Source organism: Acinetobacter sp. YH12063 (assembly GCF_013419715.1).
GTDB classification, from domain to species: Bacteria; Pseudomonadota; Gammaproteobacteria; order Pseudomonadales; family Moraxellaceae; genus Acinetobacter; species Acinetobacter amyesii.
Genome location: NZ_VOZO01000022.1, coordinates 1 through 16,549, shown reverse-complemented (window position 1 = coordinate 16,549; position 16,549 = coordinate 1). Strand labels below are relative to the sequence as shown.

The following is a 16,549-nucleotide window of genomic DNA, read 5'->3' as shown; positions in this document are numbered from 1 at the left end:
GCAAGACGTTCGAGATCATCGTATTACCCAGGTCCGTGCTGCTGAAATCCTAAATCTTTCCACCCGTCAAATTACCCGGTTATTGCAGAAGCTCAATCAAGATGGTGTCTCAGGTATGGCACATGCCGGTCGTGGCCAAATCAGCAATTCCAAACTTCCTGAAGAACTCAGACTCAAATGCCTCAATATTGTTTCTGACCAACTCCATGGTTTCGGGCCCACTTTAGCGCATGAAAAGCTCACCACCGTACATGGACTCGATCTTTCAGTAGAAACCCTGCGTTCCTGGATGATTGCAGCTGACTTATGGATTCCTCGATCCAAGCGCCTGAAACGCCCGTATCAGCCTCGTTACAACCGGGATTGCTTTGGTGAACTGATCCAAATTGATGGCTCACACCATGACTGGTTTGAAGGACGCGCTGCTAAATGCTGTCTACTGGTGTTCATTGATGATGCCACAGGTAAATTACAGCATTTACGCTTCTGTGCGTCAGAGTCAGCCTTTGATTATATGATTTCGACACGTTTATATATCGAACAGCATGGTAAGCCATTGGCATTTTACAGTGACAAACATTCAGTTTTTAGGGTGAATCAAAGTAGCAAGAAAGACACCAAGATTACCCAGTTTGGACGTGTTCTGAGCACTCTCAATATCGATATCATTTTCGCTAACTCCCCTCAAGCCAAAGGTCGTGTAGAACGAGCGAATAGAACACTTCAGGATCGTCTGATTAAGGAGATGCGTTTAGAAGGCATCAGTTCAATTGCAGATGCCAATAAGTGGCTGCCGTGCTTTATTGAGCAATTTAATCGTAAATTCGCCAAGATGGCTTTTAATCCCAAGGATCTACATCAGCCTATCGCTGAAACAGCCGAAGAATTAGATGATGTTTTTACCTGGCGTGAACCCCGCAGAGTCACGAATATCCTGACCATCACGTATGACAAGTGTATTTATATACTTGAGCCAACAGCACTGAATCATAAGCTTGTTGGGCAATACATTTCATTTCTGGAGTATCCGGATGGCACTGTAGCGATCATGCATGAAGGACGGAAGATCAACTATAGCGCCTTCAATAAACTGGCTGGACTACAGCAAAATGCAGTTGTTGAGAATAAAAGATTAGGCTCGGTTCTAGCCCATATCCAGCAGCAACATGAAGATTTGGAGAAACAGAATAAACGTTCCCGTCTCAAGAAAAGTATGCCGAGTCGTAAAGCTCAGAAAGCCATCATTGAACAAAGAAATTTAAATCCTGTGCTTGACTCTTGTAGTTAAAAACAGGACATTTTAAATAGTTTATCGCATAGACATTTTAATTGGGGAATAACATCAAATCCGTCCCAACTATGGGCGGATTTCTTTCAACTCACGTTGAATAAAATGCTGAATCATATCGCGGTATAAACGTTCCACAATATCTGCATTTACACCGTGCTCTGTGGCTTGTAGACGAATTTTACTTATTACCGCTTCGACACGCTCTGGTGATTGAACATCCTGTACTGAACGCTTAAAACGCACCGCTTGATCGACATAAAACTGACGTGCTGCAATGAGCTCAATAATCCCCTGATCAATCACATCAATCTGTGCACGGGCTTGCTCTAATGACTCAACTTTTACTTTCTTCATCTTCTCTGGCTTCACTTTCAGCGGTGTTTTCACTTTTATACTTCTCTTCTAACACATTACTGAAAATACTTTCAATCATCCATACGCGGTATAAGCTATTAAATACATAGCTTTGACCTGCAATACGTAATTCCAAGACGGGAAAATCCGGCTGTGACTTCATCTCACAGTGCATATCATTTTCTTTTAATTTTTCAGCAATATCGTTAGTAGTCAGTTCAGAAATCTCTAACTCATACTGTAAGGCCTGAAAATGTGCTTTGAAGGATAAATCACGCCCTTTGGTCCATACGGCTTCCAAAATGCGATACATCACATCAATACGTTGCTCTTCAGGCGCACTGTAGTAAAGCTGTGACATAGCTAATGTCGCAGCTTCTGTAGGCCGGCAAAATGGCGTGAACTTAACTTCTGTCCGTTTAGACAGACGTGTTGCCAAACTCCAGTCAAACAAATCTCGACCGTGATACGACAATGGATACACATTCAGCTGAATATTATAATAGTCCGCCAATTCCTCACGAATATAAGCCAACAGTAACCATGAAATCGGATCTTCCATCGCGATGTAGAGATCAAGCTCAGGATCAAGTCCCTGAATTTCATTTAACTCTTCTGCATCACTAATCAGGTGCTCACGCCATTCAATATGATTGATCATAAAGATCGGGTTATCTGTCAGGAGCTTTTGTTGTTTTAAACGGCGCGTTAAACGCAGTAAATCATCTACAGCATGGTACTTACGTTCACCAAACTCAAAATACCCCGTCAAAATTGGTAAGTCAGAAAAGATCCGTTCTGGAAAATCTTGAGCTTTATGATGACGGCTGGCCATCGCGTACAGTGTTCTCAGCTTGCCATACTGCTTTTGCCACAGCATGTGGAACACATCTTCAAGTAAATAGAGAAAGTCTTGGCCGCGTAATGGGGTATTTTTTAGAATAATTTCGGCTTGTTCTAAAGCTTCAGCGGTCGGTTGTTCAGGTGTTTCATGAAAACTAAAACGATGCTGACGCGCTAAAATTTGAGCATCATTCAGACAATATTGTTGCCATTCTATCGAGGACATTTGATTAGGAGGTTCAGCACTCTGACGACAAATAATCACTTTCAGTGGTTTAATTTCATCACTGAGAATTTCTTCTAATTGAGGCAGTTGCTGCGCAGCCAAATAGCTATAGACATCATCCAGTCGAAGATAAACACTCAGACCTTGTTCCGTGGGTAACACCGCTTGTCGGGTCGGTTTCTGATAAAACCAACTCGATCGGATTGGATCGAACCAACGGCGTAACAGTGACATGCGTTTTTTGCCTCAAAATGATGAATTGTGCCGAACCTGCCAGCACATGCTTAAAATTCAACTTCTATTATGAAGCTGTTTTAAATGAGATATAAGCCTTGTGCAAAACTTATATCAAGTCAGGGCTGAATGTTCAATGTTTAACAATGGATTAGACGTCTAGATTTAGGTCAGTCACCGCACCTTTTTCCGCACCAGAGGTCAACTTGGCAAATTTAGCCAAAGCGCCGTGGGTATAGTTTGGTTTCGGTTTGACCCAGGCCGCGCGACGTGCAGAAATTTCATCCTCTGCCACATGCCACGTCATTTCACGGGTTTCAGCGTTAATTGATATTTTATCGCCGTTTTTGACCAAGCCAATTGGGCCGCCTTCATAGGCTTCTGGTGTCACATGCCCAATCACAAAACCATGACTACCGCCAGAGAAACGCCCATCGGTCAATAACGCAACGGATTGGCCTAGACCTTTACCAATAATTGCAGAAGTCGGTTTCAGCATTTCCGGCATACCCGGCCCGCCTTTTGGCCCAACACCGCGAATTACGACCACTTCACCTTCTTGTACTTCGCCATCTAAAATACCGCGCATGGCACCCTGCTCACCCTCAAATACCCGCGCAGGCCCTTCAAAATACAGCCCTTCTTTACCGGTAATTTTAGCCACGGCACCTGTCGGTGACAGGTTGCCTTTTAGCACCACCAAGTGTGAATCCTTTTTGATCGGTGCATCAAATGGCAGAATAATTTGCTGACCTTCAGGATAATCCTCTACCTCGGCTAAGTTTTCCGCCAAAGTTTTGCCCGTAACCGTCAGGCAAGAACCATCGAGCATTCCTGCATCCAACATGCGTTTCATGAGCGGTTGAATACCACCAATAGCAATCAGTTCCGACATTAAATATTGACCCGATGGGCGCACATCGGCCACCACAGGAATATCTTTGCCAATACGCACAAAATCATCCAAAGAGAGTTCCACACCTGCGGTATGCGCCATGGCAATCAAATGCAGCACACCATTGGTTGACCCACCTAAGGCAATTAGCACTTTAATCGAGTTTTCAAAAGCAGCTTTGGTCATAATGTCGCGCGGCTTAATATCGAGACGCAGCAGGTTCATTACGGCTTCACCTGCACGCTGGCAGTCGGCAATTTTATCCGCGGAGACCGCTTCCTGTGCTGAAGATCCCGGCAGACTCATGCCCAGTGCTTCAATCGCTGAGGCCATTGAATTGGCCGTATACATGCCGCCGCACGAACCCGGCCCCGGCAGCGCGACTTCTTCAATCTGCTTCACCTGAATTTCATTGATTTCGCCTTTGGCGTGCTGACCAACTGCTTCAAATACCGAGATCATGTCGGTATGCCCTACTCCAGGTTTAATGGTGCCGCCATAAATAAATAGGCCCGGACGGTTTAAGCGCGCCAAACCCATAATGCAGCCCGGCATGTTCTTGTCGCAGCCGCCTATGGCAATTACGCCATCATAGGCCTGACAGCCCACCACAGCTTCAATGGAATCGGCAATGATTTCCCGCGACAGCAAGGAATACTTCATACCTTCTGTACCATTGGAAATGCCGTCAGAAATGGTGATGGTATTAAAAATAATGCCTTTACCGCCTGCAGCATTGACCCCGTTCTCAGCATCACGCGCCAAGCCATCAATATGCATATTACACGGCGTGACGTTGGCCCAAGTTGAGGCAATGCCTATAAATGGGCGCTTAAAATCTGCATCTTGAAAGCCCGTGGCACGCATCATGGAACGTGCAGGCGCATTTTCGATACCTTCATAAACAGGCGCAGAATGTTCGCGAATATTATTTTTACTCATTGTTCTTCCTTGGCGATGGCTGATTTTGGCTTCAGCCTTGGCGGATTCTTTTAAATTTATTGTATAGAAAGCGCTCAGCATGTAAAAGAAATTAGATCTCAAAAAAAGTTTTTAGTGTATTCAACACTTTTCAATCACATGGCAAAGCTATATAAGGCGTATGAGAAGATTTGAATAAAGGGAGGATTTTCACTTGAATCCTCTCCCTAGCCCTCTCCTTTAAAAAGTAAGGGAATGCCTACAAAAAGCCATATATTTTACAGCTACTATCCAAGGCTGTGATCTTTGGTTCTATTTTCAATCAGATCAAGAGTTTTAAAATAAATAATAATTGCTCATTATTTCATTTAAAAGCTGATTACAGCGGAGTCTTACCTCTATAAAAGCTAATTTTCGGAGCTCGTATGTTACTTTTGTTTCGGCAAAAGTAACCAAAACCATTTGTCATCCGCAAAACTCGGCAACTGTTTGCAACTAAAAAAATGATCGCAGAAACATTCACTTTTAAATTACCGTTTGCCTCAGACAGTTGCGGATGACATTTCCTCGTATCCAATGCAAGTTATGTAGATGTAAATTAAAAAAGCACCCCATGTGGAGTGCTTTTTAATTAAACATCTAAAGTTTAGATTTCACGTACTGCGCCTTTCGCCGCACTCGTGGTATGCATTGCATACGCTTTCAATGCTTTCGAAATTTTGCGTGGACGCTCTTCAACTGGATGCCAACCTTTGGCTTCTTGCGCTGCACGGCGAGCGGCCATGGTTGCTTCATCAACAGCAAGGTTGATGGTACGGTTTGGAATATCAATTTCGATTAAATCGCCATCTTCCACCAAACCAATTGCACCACCTTCTGCTGCTTCAGGTGAAACGTGACCAATAGACAGGCCTGACGAACCGCCCGAGAAACGACCGTCAGTCAATAATGCACATTCTTTGCCTAGACCTTTCGATTTTAAGTAGCTGGTTGGGTACAACATTTCTTGCATACCCGGACCACCACGTGGGCCTTCATAGCGAATCACAACCACATCACCGGCTTTGATTTCATTGCCCAAGATCGCCTCTACTGCTGAATCTTGGCTTTCAAACACACGTGCAGTACCGTTGAATTTCAAGATTGAATCATCTACACCCGCAGTTTTTACGATACAACCATCGAGCGCAATGTTGCCGTAAAGCACAGCTAAGCCACCGTCTTTCGAGAACGCATGTTCAGCATTACGGATCACGCCATTTTCACGGTCACCATCTAGTCGTTGGTAATATCGATCTTGTGAGAATGCAGTTTGCGTTGGTACACCGCCCGGCGCTGAACGGAAGAATTGGTAAACGTCTTCATTTTCAGTACGGATAATGTCCCATTTATCTAAAGCATCTTTTAAGCTTGCTTCGTGAACAGTACCTACAGATGTGTCCAATAAGCCTGCACGGTCTAATTCACCGAGAATGGACATGATACCGCCAGCACGGTGTACATCTTCCATATGTACGTCGTTTTTCGCAGGTGCAACTTTACATAGAACAGGCACTTTGCGAGATAAACGGTCAATGTCATCCATCGTGAAATCAACACCCGCTTCATTGGCAGCCGCCAACAAGTGTAGAACGGTATTGGTTGAACCACCCATCGCGATGTCTAAAGTCATGGCATTTTCATACGAGGCTTTGGTCACCATTTCACGTGGCAATACGCTGTAATCATCTTGTTCATAATGACGTTTAGCCAATTCAACAATTAAAGAGCCTGCGCGTTCGAATAATTTTTTACGGTTTGCATGTGTTGCCAGTGTAGAACCGTTACCCGGTAAAGACAGGCCCAATGCTTCTGTTAAGCAGTTCATTGAGTTTGCGGTGAACATACCTGAGCATGAACCACAAGTTGGGCATGCAGAGCGTTCGTATTCTGCTACTTCTTCATCGGTATAATTGTCATCTGCAGCCACAATCATGGCATCAATTAAGTCGATGGCTTTGTCGTTACCACGGATTTTAACTTTACCCGCTTCCATTGGACCGCCAGACACAAATACCACTGGAATGTTCAAACGCATTGCCGCCATCAACATCCCTGGAGTAATTTTGTCACAGTTGGAAATACATACCATGGCATCGGCACAGTGTGCGCTCACCATGTATTCAACAGAGTCTGCAATCAAGTCACGTGAAGGCAATGAATACAGCATACCGTCATGACCCATCGCAATACCGTCATCAACCGCAATGGTATTGAACTCTTTGGCTACACCGCCTGCTTGCTCAATTTGACGCGCCACGAGTTGACCAAGGTCTTTAAGATGAACGTGACCCGGTACAAATTGAGTAAATGAGTTCACGACGGCAATAATTGGTTTACCAAAGTCTTCATCTTTCATACCAGTTGCGCGCCATAAGCCGCGCGCACCCGCCATATTTCTTCCGTGTGTCGATGTTTTTGAACGATAGTCAGGCATTTTATATTTCCAACAAAGTTTGAGCTTGAAATGAACCCTGCAGATTCACTCTGGCTAAATCATACTGACATTGATGTAAAATCAGTCGAATTTTAAACCTATCATACACCAAGCCATTGTTTTTAAAGATGGCTTTTTAAGCTGAGATTTGGGCAGATGGGTCTATAAATAAAACCGAGTGATTTGACGACAAAAATCTTTTAACTGAAATCTACTATACCGCCATCAAAGGCTGCACAATACAAAACTTTCATGAATAATTTTTAAATTTTATATAAATATAATTTATTTAAAAAATGCAAATTTGCAATTTTGAGTTATGAAATCATTGAGCTGGGGCAGCTCCAAAGTTGCAAAAATCAATTTCTAATGTTCTAAATTACAGTTTAATCCTTTGCTATAATCCACATATTCAACACAGATTCGGTTCATTCATTTTGAAAATCATCTTTGCCGGTACACCAGAATTTGCCGCAACAGCTTTAGCTGCATTACTCAAAACACAACATGAAATTGTTGCGGTATACACTCAACCTGACCGCAAAGCAGGTCGTGGACAAAAATTAACAGCTTCCGCTGTTAAAGTCTTAGCCCTTGAACATGATATTCCTGTTTACCAACCCCTTCATTTCAAATCATCGACTGAAGAAGGTTTAGCCGCACAGGCGGAATTAAAGGCCTTAAATGCCGATGTTATGGTGGTTGCAGCCTATGGTTTAATCTTGCCACAAGTGGTGTTAGATACCCCGAAATATGGCTGTCTGAATATTCATGGTTCATTGCTGCCACGGTGGCGTGGTGCAGCACCGATTCAACGTGCCATTGCAACGGGTGATGCTGAAACGGGCGTCACCATTATGAAAATGGCAGCCGGACTTGATACTGGCGACATGATGTATAAAACCATCTGCCCGATTGAAGCAACGGATACCTCTGCAACTTTGCATGACAAACTTGCAGAGCAAGGTGCAACTGCAATTGCTGCCGTTTTAGACACTGAACAAACATTGCAGCAATATTTAGACAGCCGTGAAGTTCAAGACGAAGCATTAACAGTTTATGCACATAAGCTATCAAAAGCTGAAGCAAAAATTGATTGGTCCATCGATGCCGTACAAATCGATCGCAACATCCGTGCCTTTAATCCGTGGCCGGTAGCATTTATTCAGTTGGATGAACAAAACAACTTACGTGTTTGGCATTCTGAACTTTCTGCTGTGTCTGCACCGAACGCTCAAGCAGGTGAAATCATTGCCATCGACAAAAAAGGCATACACGTTGCCTGTGCCAATGGCAGCGTGATTATTTTGACCTCTTTACAATGGCCAGGTGCTAAACCACTCAACCCTGTACAAATTTTACAAACCCAAAAATTGACTATTGGACAAATTTTATAATGAAGCAATCTCCCAACGCCTCGACCCGAGACCTTAATTTACGTGCTCAGGTAGTGAAGACGTTATTGGCTGTCCAAAATGGTCAATCGCTGCAATCGGTACTCGCGCAGCAAATGAATATCGTGTCAGATAAAGACCGTGCGTTATTCCATGAATTGGTGCTTGGTTGTTTACGTCAATGGTACGCATTGAAACAACTGACTTTACCATTACTGTCTAAACCTGTAGATAACCAAGTGGTTGAAACCTGTTTATACCTTGGTTTGTACCAATTGTTGTGTACCCGTGTCGCAGCTCACGCTGCAATTTCTGAAACGGTGGAAGCTGCAAAACAATTGGGTATGGGCAGTCTAAGTGGCTTAATCAACGCGATTTTGCGCCGTGCAACACGTGAAACAGAACAGTTCTACGACGTACTTGAACAAGCCACCAATTTACCTAGTTGGTTATCTAAACGTTTGAAAAAAGACTGGGGTGAACAATTTGACGAGCTCAGCTATGAGCTTAAACAAATTGCACCACTGACGTTACGTGTTAATACACGTCAAGTGAGCCGTGACGAATACCTCGATATTCTGGAAGATGAAGGCATCGATGCACATCGTTGTGAACTGTCTGATGTCGGTATCGTGATGGACGAAAGCCTACACATTCCAAGTTTGCCGGGCTTTGAAGCAGGTGGTTTCTCGGTACAAGATGAACATGCTCAGCTGTGTGCAACACTCTTACCAAATCTCGATGGTAAATTTGTGATTGATGCTTGTGCTGCGCCGGGTGGTAAAACCGCACACATTTTAGAAACCTTCCAACCGAAGAAACTCATCGCACTCGACCAAGATGAAAAGCGCCTGAAACGTGTGGTTGAAAACCTTGATCGTTTAGTTCTCGATGGTAAACATGTCGAAATCCAAACTGCCGATGCTGTCACTTACACTGCTCCTGAGCTTGCTGATTGTATCGTGCTCGATGCACCGTGTACTGCTGTCGGCGTAATGCGTCGTCATCCGGATATTCGTTTACTACGTCAATCGGGCGACATTGCGAAAACAGTAGTATTACAAAAGCAAATTTTGGAAAACATGTGGAAGCAACTTAAAGTTGGCGGTACGCTGCTTTACATCACTTGCTCGATTTTAAAAGCTGAAAACGAACAGCAAATGGTTGAGTTCTTTGCCAATCATGCCGATGCCCAAGAAATTAAAATTGAAGCAGAATGGGGCGTTGAACAAATTCATGGTCGTCAACTGTTCCCGAAAGCGGGTTATGGCGATGGCTTCTTCTACTGTCGTATTCAAAAAACAGCTTAATCTGCAATAGAATTTGCTTTTAGTACCACATAAAAAAAGGAACCCTCGGGTTCCTTTTTTTATCAGCGATGAAGCTTAATCTTCTTCATCTGGATGTTTTGCTAAATGAATCGACGCTAAGATCAAACCACCCCAAAGCAAAACAATTGAAATGATCATCATGATTAATGCAGATGTATTCATGTTATTTCTCCTCAGGTTTTTTGTCTTTCATGCAGCTAAATACAATGGCACCAAGCACAAAGAACGCAATGACCACACCAGCTACAGGCAATAACACGTCTACGGGATAACCACCATAACCTTTAGATGCAACGTCTTTAATGGTTAAGCCTAAAGCCACCAATAATGAAAGCGGAGTAACAACCGTTAATAAGAAGTTCCAACCGAAGCCCAATTTGATACTTGAATATTGATTCACATGATCACGTAATTGCGCAAGCAATGGACGACGGAACCAAGACACCAAGATAATCGAGAACAAACCACCCGCTACAATACCAATGTTATTGGCAAAGTAGTCAATGATGTCAACAAAAGTAATCGCACTGTGGGTTGAGAAAATTAAGGTCGATACAATGGCAGAACCACCCGCAACAATCGTTACAGCTTTTTTACGTGACCAGCCGAATTTATCTTGGAACGCTGCAATTGGCACTTGCAAGATACTCACCATAGAGGTAATCCCTGCAACCACCAACGAAGCAAAGAACAAGAAGCCAAACAAATCACCGCCTGCCCCCATACTCGAAATGATTTTCGGGAAGGCAATAAAGGCTAAACCAATACCACCAGATACTACTTCTTTTACAGGTACACCTGAACTTTGTGCCATGAAACCAAGTGCTGCAAAGACGCCAATACCCGCTAAGATTTCAAATGATGAGTTGGCTAATGCAACGACTACACCTGAACCGGTTAAGTTGGTTTTTGCTTTTAAGTAAGACGCATAGGTCAACATGATCCCGAAACCAATCGATAACGAGAAGAAGATATGACCAAAGGCTGCTAACCATACTTTATAGTCGGTCATCGCTTCCCAGTTTGGCGTAAAGAATGCATTTAAGCCTTCTGCCGCACCCGGTAGACGCAATGCTTGAATGACTAAAATGCTAAATAACACGATCAATAACGGCATAAAAATTTTATTGGCAAGTTCTACACCACGACGTACACCGCCATAGAGAATGAACATCACCACAGCCCAAACAATGACTAAACCAACAAATAAAGTCGGAACAAAACCAAATGTTAAGCCATCACCATTTTGTAGATAGGTTTTAAAGAAAAAGCTTTCCGTATCTGAGCCCCATTGTTGTCCAATGGCGTAATACATGTAACTACCGGCCCATGACAACACGCTGGCATAGTAGATCCCGATGATCAGGGTCACCATCACTTGCCACCAACCCAATGATTCAGCATTCATTAACTTTTTATAGGCTGTAGGTGGTGCTTTACGGAACTTATGTCCAACAACATAGTCCAAAAAGAGTAAGGGTAAACCTGCTGCAAAAATTGCAATCAAATACGGTACTAAAAATGCACCACCACCATTTTCATAAGCAACATAAGGGAAACGCCAAATATTCCCCAAACCCACGGCTGATCCAATCGCCGCTAAAATAAAGCCTGATCGCGCAGACCAGCTTTCACGATTATCTGACATAGAACACCTAAACCTCAGGCATCTTTAACTGCTGCTTGTTATGATTATATCGCGAGCAAAAAAAGAACCATAAAAATAAAAATTCTGGGTGTTTGATCTGGTGAGATACCTTATGAGCGTCTATACCAAATTGCAAACAGAAAAATCACATGCGCATTTTGGTTAAAAACACCACAAATAACTTTCCCTTTGTATGAATTAACAATACTCACTTTTTTTAAGTTTTTCTGTAATTTCTACGGCAAATATTCCATTTTTATAATATGTTTAAGTTTAAATGTTCATTTAATCAGCTTATTTTTCATACAATTTAAGTTATCAATAATATAACTTTTAGGAATATTTTATTTCCAATTAAATTTTTAAAGTTATTTCACTCGATAATGTCCGGTAATTTGATAGACATGTAAAAGATCTTCTTCCTGTGTGCCCTCTCCTATATTATGGATAATCAGCGGAACCCCGCTACCTTTCATTTTACGATCTGAAACCACGCCGATATGCACTAAACCACGCCCTAAGTCCCAAGTGACAATATCACCTGCCAAATACTGCTTATCTTTGACTACATAGCCCTGACGTTGCATCCAGGTTTGAATATTGGGAACACGCCGATGATCAATATTTTTATCTGTTCCTTTTAAGCCCCATTTTTGTGGATACTGCTTAAAATTGGCTTTCATATCTTCATGAATAGCTTGTTGTAAATCAATCCCTTGCTGTCGTAATGCACGAATTATCACATCGGTACAAACACCCTTGATTAAGGGAACATCTCCCATCGGATAACGCAGTGCAGTATATGCAGGATCATAATATAAGGTTTTCCCGATCTGGCTGCGTGCATCGGTCACCATTTGAGTGGCGTTAAAGGCAAAGACAGCCATATTCACGGTCATCATACTGACCAATAATAAAATTCGTTTCATTTTTTCTTATTCACTTTAGATTTTTGCAATGATTCAAACATGGGCTTCGAACAGATCCATACTGAACCAAGCCCAAGTTTAAACGGCTACAGTTTTATCGCCAATACGCGTTCTTCTTGCATATCTCGAATGGCAGACTGAATTCCTTCACGGCCTAAGCCAGAATCTTTTACGCCACCATATGGCATGTTATCGACACGGAAAGACGGAATGTCATTAATAATCACTCCACCAACCTCTAAGTGATTCCACGCATACAACATTTTATTCAAATTTTGCGTATAGATGCCCGCCTGTAAACCAAAACGGCTGCTATTAATTTTGGCGATACCTTTTTCAAAGTTTTTGTATTTCTCTAAAATCGCTACAGGGCCAAAGATTTCATCTTTATACACTTCTAGCGATTCATCGACATTTTCTAATAAAATTGGATCGAGCAAAGCCCCCTGATGTTCACCACGAACCAATGCTTTAGCACCTTTTTTTACTGCTTTATCGACCCATTTATGCACGCGTGTTGCTTCCGCTTCCTTAATCATTGGACCGACCATGGTGCTTTCCAACTGAGGATCAGCCGCTTTAAGCTGCTTCATTCTCGCCACAAGTTTTTTCTTCACATCGGCATAGATATCGGCATGCACCAAGATGCGTTGTACGCTGATACACACCTGCCCTGCATGGTTATACGCCCCACCGACTAAGCGTTCAATAAATGCCGCTGAAATTTCAGTATCAGGCTCAACCAATACCGCAGCGTTGCCACCGAGCTCCAAAGTCACTTTTTTACGTCCCGCACGCGCTTTCATATCCCAACCAACCACATCGGAACCGGTAAAGCTGAGCAGTTTAAATCGGTCGTCAGTGACCAAGACATCTGCATGTTCACGTGGACAAGGTAAAACCGAAAAGGCACCTTTTGGTAAATCCGTTTCTGCTAAAACTTCCGCAATTTTTAAAGCTGAAATAGGCGTCAAACTTGCAGGTTTCAACACAAATGGACAACCTGCAGCAATGGCGGGTGCAATTTTATGCGCAGTAAGATTGATCGGAAAATTAAACGGGCTGATCAATGATACAGGGCCTATCGGCACATGTTTGACCATGCCTTGATAACCGGATGCCGCTGCGGTAACCGCCAATGGTATCATACGACCATCATCCATCTGTGTGACAGCATCGGCAGCAATTTGAAAGGTATTGATTAAACGTTCAACTTCAGCAGCTGCGGCTTTACGCGGTTTTCCACCTTCCGCAATTAAAATTTCAGTCAATTCTGCACGCATTTCATTAAAACGTTTAACACAGTGCAGTAAAATTTTTTGTTTTTGAAAAGGTTCCAATGCCGCCATTGCAGCGCTAGATTTAACCGCTGAATCAATGGCTTTTTCAATGGTTGCAGCATCTGCGAGTGCAACGCGTGCATATACGTCTTGGGTATATTTTTGATTCACTTCTAACCACTGATCGGTAGTCGCTGCTTTACCTGCAACATAGAGCGGATAATCTTTTATATCTTGTACGGCTTTGGACATGACGATATTTCCATGATCTTGAGACATTATTGATAAATGTGAATAAATCTATGCCTCTATCATGCGCTGACTGAGCACAGAGTTCACTATATTTAAGTAACAAAATGAACCTCAAGCCTCAAACTTGATTACTTATACGCCCTGAACTTCATCCCCTATTTTCAGACCTCTGCTTGTACTGAAAAACGTATGATCGAGTCTCTATATAACGATGAAATTAAATTAGAAAAGCTATTTAAAATATTAAATCTCATTATTTATCAATATGTTTTAATAAATCATTCAGCCCAAATTCAATGATAAGAATTATGAGTACAACATAAAAAAAGCCCATCAAATGACGGGCTTTTTAAATCTATGTTTTAGCTATACGAACGCTGTGTTTTCACTGAAGCCTTATTCACATTTTCTAAAGCGGCAACCTCTTCATCCGTTTGCGCTTTGCGAATAAAGAACACTGCAATCGCTGCGATGACTACTGGAATTCCTACGGCCATAAAGTTAATTTGATGTGGCAATTCTTGTGATAATAAATAGCCGATCAGAATAGGGCCAACAATCGCACCTGTACGACCAACTGCAGAAGCCCAACCAATACCTGTCGAACGTACAGACAACGGATAGTACTGTGCAACATAGCTATACAGCAAGATTTGCGAACCAATTGCCGATGCACCTGCGACAGCAACCAAAAGATAGATCACAGGCTGTGGTGAATTAAAGCCGAGTAACGATAGTGCCACAGCACCTGCGAGACATAATGTAATGATCACCGGTTTTAAATGGAACTTATCCGCTAAAATACCGCCGCCAATCGTACCAATCACCGCACCAATATTCATCGCCAATAGGAAGGTCAAACTGCTACCTAATGAATAACCTGCGGCCATCATTAGTTTTGGTAACCAACTGCCTAATGCATAAAGGGTTAATAGACACATAAAGAAACACAGCCAAAACAACATCGTACTTACGCCACGACCTTGCTTATACAACGCTTTAACAGACGTTCCACCCGGAACCGCAACTTCAGTCAGTTCCAGTTGAGTATTTGCAGTCACCGTTTGCTCAGGTGCAATGGTTTGAATCATACGACGTGCTTCATTGTGACGATTCACCTTCACCAAAAATGTGAGCGATTCAGGTAAAAACTTCCAAGCAAATGGCAGCAGTAACAGTGGAATACCCGCAATGAAGAACATGATTTGCCAGCCATAATCCGCAGTAAACCATGAACCAAATAAAGCCGCCATGATGCCACCCATTGCATAACCACTGAACATAGTTGTCACTAAAGTACTGCGTAGATGCTTAGGTGCATATTCAGACGTCAATGCCACAAGGTTCGGTAATACTCCACCAATGCCAAGTCCAGCAATAAAACGTAAAGCACCAAATTCCGTAGGATTTGATGCAAAACCACCTAAAAATGTGAATGTACTGAATAAAAATACACAGATCATGATGACTTTTTTACGACCAATCTTATCAGCCAAAGTACCAAACATCATGGCACCAAACATCATCCCTGCAAGTGCTGTACTCGCTAGCATACCTGCTTGAACAGCTGTTAATCCCCAATCTTTCATTAATAAAGGCAGCGCAACACCATTGATCGCTAAGTCGTAACCATCAAATAAAATAAGAATTAGACACCACATCATGATGCTGAAATGCGATTTTGTGAACTTAGCGTTATCGACAACGCTATTCACATTCATTGTGCTTGTAGACATTGAACCTCACCTCCAATTGTGAGTTTTATTTTTCGCTACAATGCCGTTTTTGACTGTAAATTGTCCAAAATTACAAAGGTATAGACCCATACCTTTCAGATATATCCATGTTGTTTGGGAATAAAATGTCATAAAAACTCGAATATTTTTGAAATATTTATACATAAAAAAGTCGATGGACTGCGGGTCTAGTTTTTATAATGATTAATTATCAATGTGTTATTAGAAGCTAAATCACAATCAGACGATAGATTATTTGATATGAAAATTGTCAGAATAAAACTCAAATTTTATAGAAAAAAATCGCAACTCTACGATCTAAGTCGTAGATTTCTAAATCATAAGTCATCAGACATCACTTAAGTCGATAGTTAGACATTTAAACTGTTGTTTTAGCTGACTTACATTCAGATTTTCCGGCATTTTAAGCTGAGAATTACTTTAATTGATGATTTTTGAATGCGTTGATTGTCTAATAATCATCCATGTTTAAATAATTCAAGCCTCAATCTAACAATATTTTTATCATTTCCCTATTTTATCCTGCTGCTTTTCTTATTATTTTTTTCCCTTTTTTCTCCACGCATAAAAAAAACCCCCAACGTTTAAGTTGGGGGTGTTTCGAATAATGAGCTGGCGATGACTTACTCTCACATGGGTAACCCCACACTACCATCAGCGCTAAGAGGTTTCACTTCTGAGTTCGGGAAGGGATCAGGTGGTTCACTCTTGCTATTGT

General features: G+C 42.2%; 12 protein-coding genes and 1 rRNA gene. 3 read left to right on the top strand and 10 right to left on the bottom strand.

Features of this window, described 5'->3' with window-relative positions; genetic code table 11:
• Positions 1–1,288: ISNCY family transposase (locus FTU12_RS15575; RefSeq protein WP_180114926.1), on the top strand; the 1,288-nt coding region annotated here is incomplete at its 5' end.
• Between the two features lie 69 nt (positions 1,289–1,357).
• On the opposite strand, the gene FTU12_RS15570 is transcribed toward FTU12_RS15575, so the two are convergent.
• The 4 genes from FTU12_RS15570 to ilvD (FTU12_RS15555) form a co-directional block, all read right to left on the bottom strand.
• Positions 1,358–1,645: a chorismate mutase gene (locus tag FTU12_RS15570; protein ID WP_180026224.1), complete on the bottom strand. Its 288-nt coding sequence runs from the start codon at positions 1,643–1,645 to the stop codon at positions 1,358–1,360.
• Positions 1,626–2,948, bottom strand: a complete 1,323-nt coding sequence (locus FTU12_RS15565; RefSeq protein ID WP_180103114.1) for a hypothetical protein — start codon at positions 2,946–2,948, stop codon at positions 1,626–1,628. Before FTU12_RS15565 ends, FTU12_RS15570 begins: the two co-directional genes overlap by 20 nt.
• A 151-nt stretch (positions 2,949–3,099) precedes the next feature.
• On the bottom strand, positions 3,100–4,785 hold the full coding sequence (ilvD, locus tag FTU12_RS15560; protein WP_180114924.1) for a dihydroxy-acid dehydratase: 1,686 nt from the start codon (positions 4,783–4,785) through the stop codon (positions 3,100–3,102).
• A 625-nt stretch (positions 4,786–5,410) separates the two neighbouring features.
• On the bottom strand, positions 5,411–7,240 hold the full coding sequence (gene ilvD / locus FTU12_RS15555; RefSeq protein ID WP_111885144.1) for a dihydroxy-acid dehydratase: 1,830 nt from the start codon (positions 7,238–7,240) through the stop codon (positions 5,411–5,413).
• A 437-nt stretch (positions 7,241–7,677) separates the two neighbouring features.
• On the opposite strand from ilvD (FTU12_RS15555), the gene fmt reads away from it, so the two are divergent.
• Both fmt and rsmB read left to right on the top strand, forming a co-directional pair.
• Positions 7,678–8,637, top strand: coding sequence for a methionyl-tRNA formyltransferase (gene fmt, locus FTU12_RS15550; RefSeq protein WP_180114922.1), 960 nt, complete (start codon positions 7,678–7,680; stop codon positions 8,635–8,637).
• A complete protein-coding gene (gene rsmB / locus FTU12_RS15545; protein WP_180114920.1) occupies positions 8,637–9,944 on the top strand; it encodes a 16S rRNA (cytosine(967)-C(5))-methyltransferase RsmB in 1,308 nt (435 codons plus the stop codon). The genes fmt and rsmB overlap by 1 nt, the downstream gene beginning before the upstream one ends.
• Before the next feature lie 75 nt (positions 9,945–10,019).
• Here rsmB and FTU12_RS15540 read toward each other — a convergent pair whose 3' ends face one another.
• The 6 genes from FTU12_RS15540 to rrf all read right to left on the bottom strand — a co-directional run.
• A complete protein-coding gene (locus tag FTU12_RS15540; RefSeq protein ID WP_078191653.1) occupies positions 10,020–10,127 on the bottom strand; it encodes a methionine/alanine import family NSS transporter small subunit in 108 nt (35 codons plus the stop codon).
• A gap of 1 nt (position 10,128) precedes the next feature.
• Complete coding sequence (locus tag FTU12_RS15535) at positions 10,129–11,613, bottom strand: sodium-dependent transporter (protein WP_180114918.1); 1,485 nt, start codon at positions 11,611–11,613, stop codon at positions 10,129–10,131.
• 368 nt (positions 11,614–11,981) lie between these two features.
• A complete protein-coding gene (locus tag FTU12_RS15530; RefSeq protein ID WP_373684170.1) occupies positions 11,982–12,515 on the bottom strand; it encodes a DUF1287 domain-containing protein in 534 nt (177 codons plus the stop codon).
• A 113-nt stretch (positions 12,516–12,628) separates the two neighbouring features.
• The gene (locus tag FTU12_RS15525; protein WP_180114914.1) at positions 12,629–14,074 is read right to left on the bottom strand and encodes an aldehyde dehydrogenase family protein; all 1,446 of its coding nucleotides are present in this window, start codon (positions 14,072–14,074) and stop codon (positions 12,629–12,631) included.
• Between the two features lie 362 nt (positions 14,075–14,436).
• Complete coding sequence (locus tag FTU12_RS15520) at positions 14,437–15,810, bottom strand: MFS transporter (protein WP_180114912.1); 1,374 nt, start codon at positions 15,808–15,810, stop codon at positions 14,437–14,439.
• A gap of 631 nt (positions 15,811–16,441) precedes the next feature.
• Positions 16,442–16,549, bottom strand: a 5S ribosomal RNA gene (rrf, locus tag FTU12_RS15515); the annotation flags it as partial.

Coding starts and splice junctions, on each gene's coding strand:
- FTU12_RS15535 (WP_180114918.1), bottom strand. CDS start 11,613: ATGTCAGATAATCGTGAAAGCTGGTCTGCGCGATCAGGCTTTATTTTA.
- FTU12_RS15530 (WP_373684170.1), bottom strand. CDS start 12,515: ATGATGACCGTGAATATGGCTGTCTTTGCCTTTAACGCCACTCAAATG.
- ilvD (WP_111885144.1), bottom strand. CDS start 7,240: ATGCCTGACTATCGTTCAAAAACATCGACACACGGAAGAAATATGGCG.
- FTU12_RS15520 (WP_180114912.1), bottom strand. CDS start 15,810: ATGTCTACAAGCACAATGAATGTGAATAGCGTTGTCGATAACGCTAAG.
- ilvD (WP_180114924.1), bottom strand. CDS start 4,785: ATGAGTAAAAATAATATTCGCGAACATTCTGCGCCTGTTTATGAAGGT.
- FTU12_RS15540 (WP_078191653.1), bottom strand. CDS start 10,127: ATGAATACATCTGCATTAATCATGATGATCATTTCAATTGTTTTGCTT.
- FTU12_RS15525 (WP_180114914.1), bottom strand. CDS start 14,074: ATGTCCAAAGCCGTACAAGATATAAAAGATTATCCGCTCTATGTTGCA.
- FTU12_RS15565 (WP_180103114.1), bottom strand. CDS start 2,948: ATGTCACTGTTACGCCGTTGGTTCGATCCAATCCGATCGAGTTGGTTT.
- FTU12_RS15570 (WP_180026224.1), bottom strand. CDS start 1,645: ATGAAGAAAGTAAAAGTTGAGTCATTAGAGCAAGCCCGTGCACAGATT.
- rsmB (WP_180114920.1), top strand. CDS start 8,637: ATGAAGCAATCTCCCAACGCCTCGACCCGAGACCTTAATTTACGTGCT.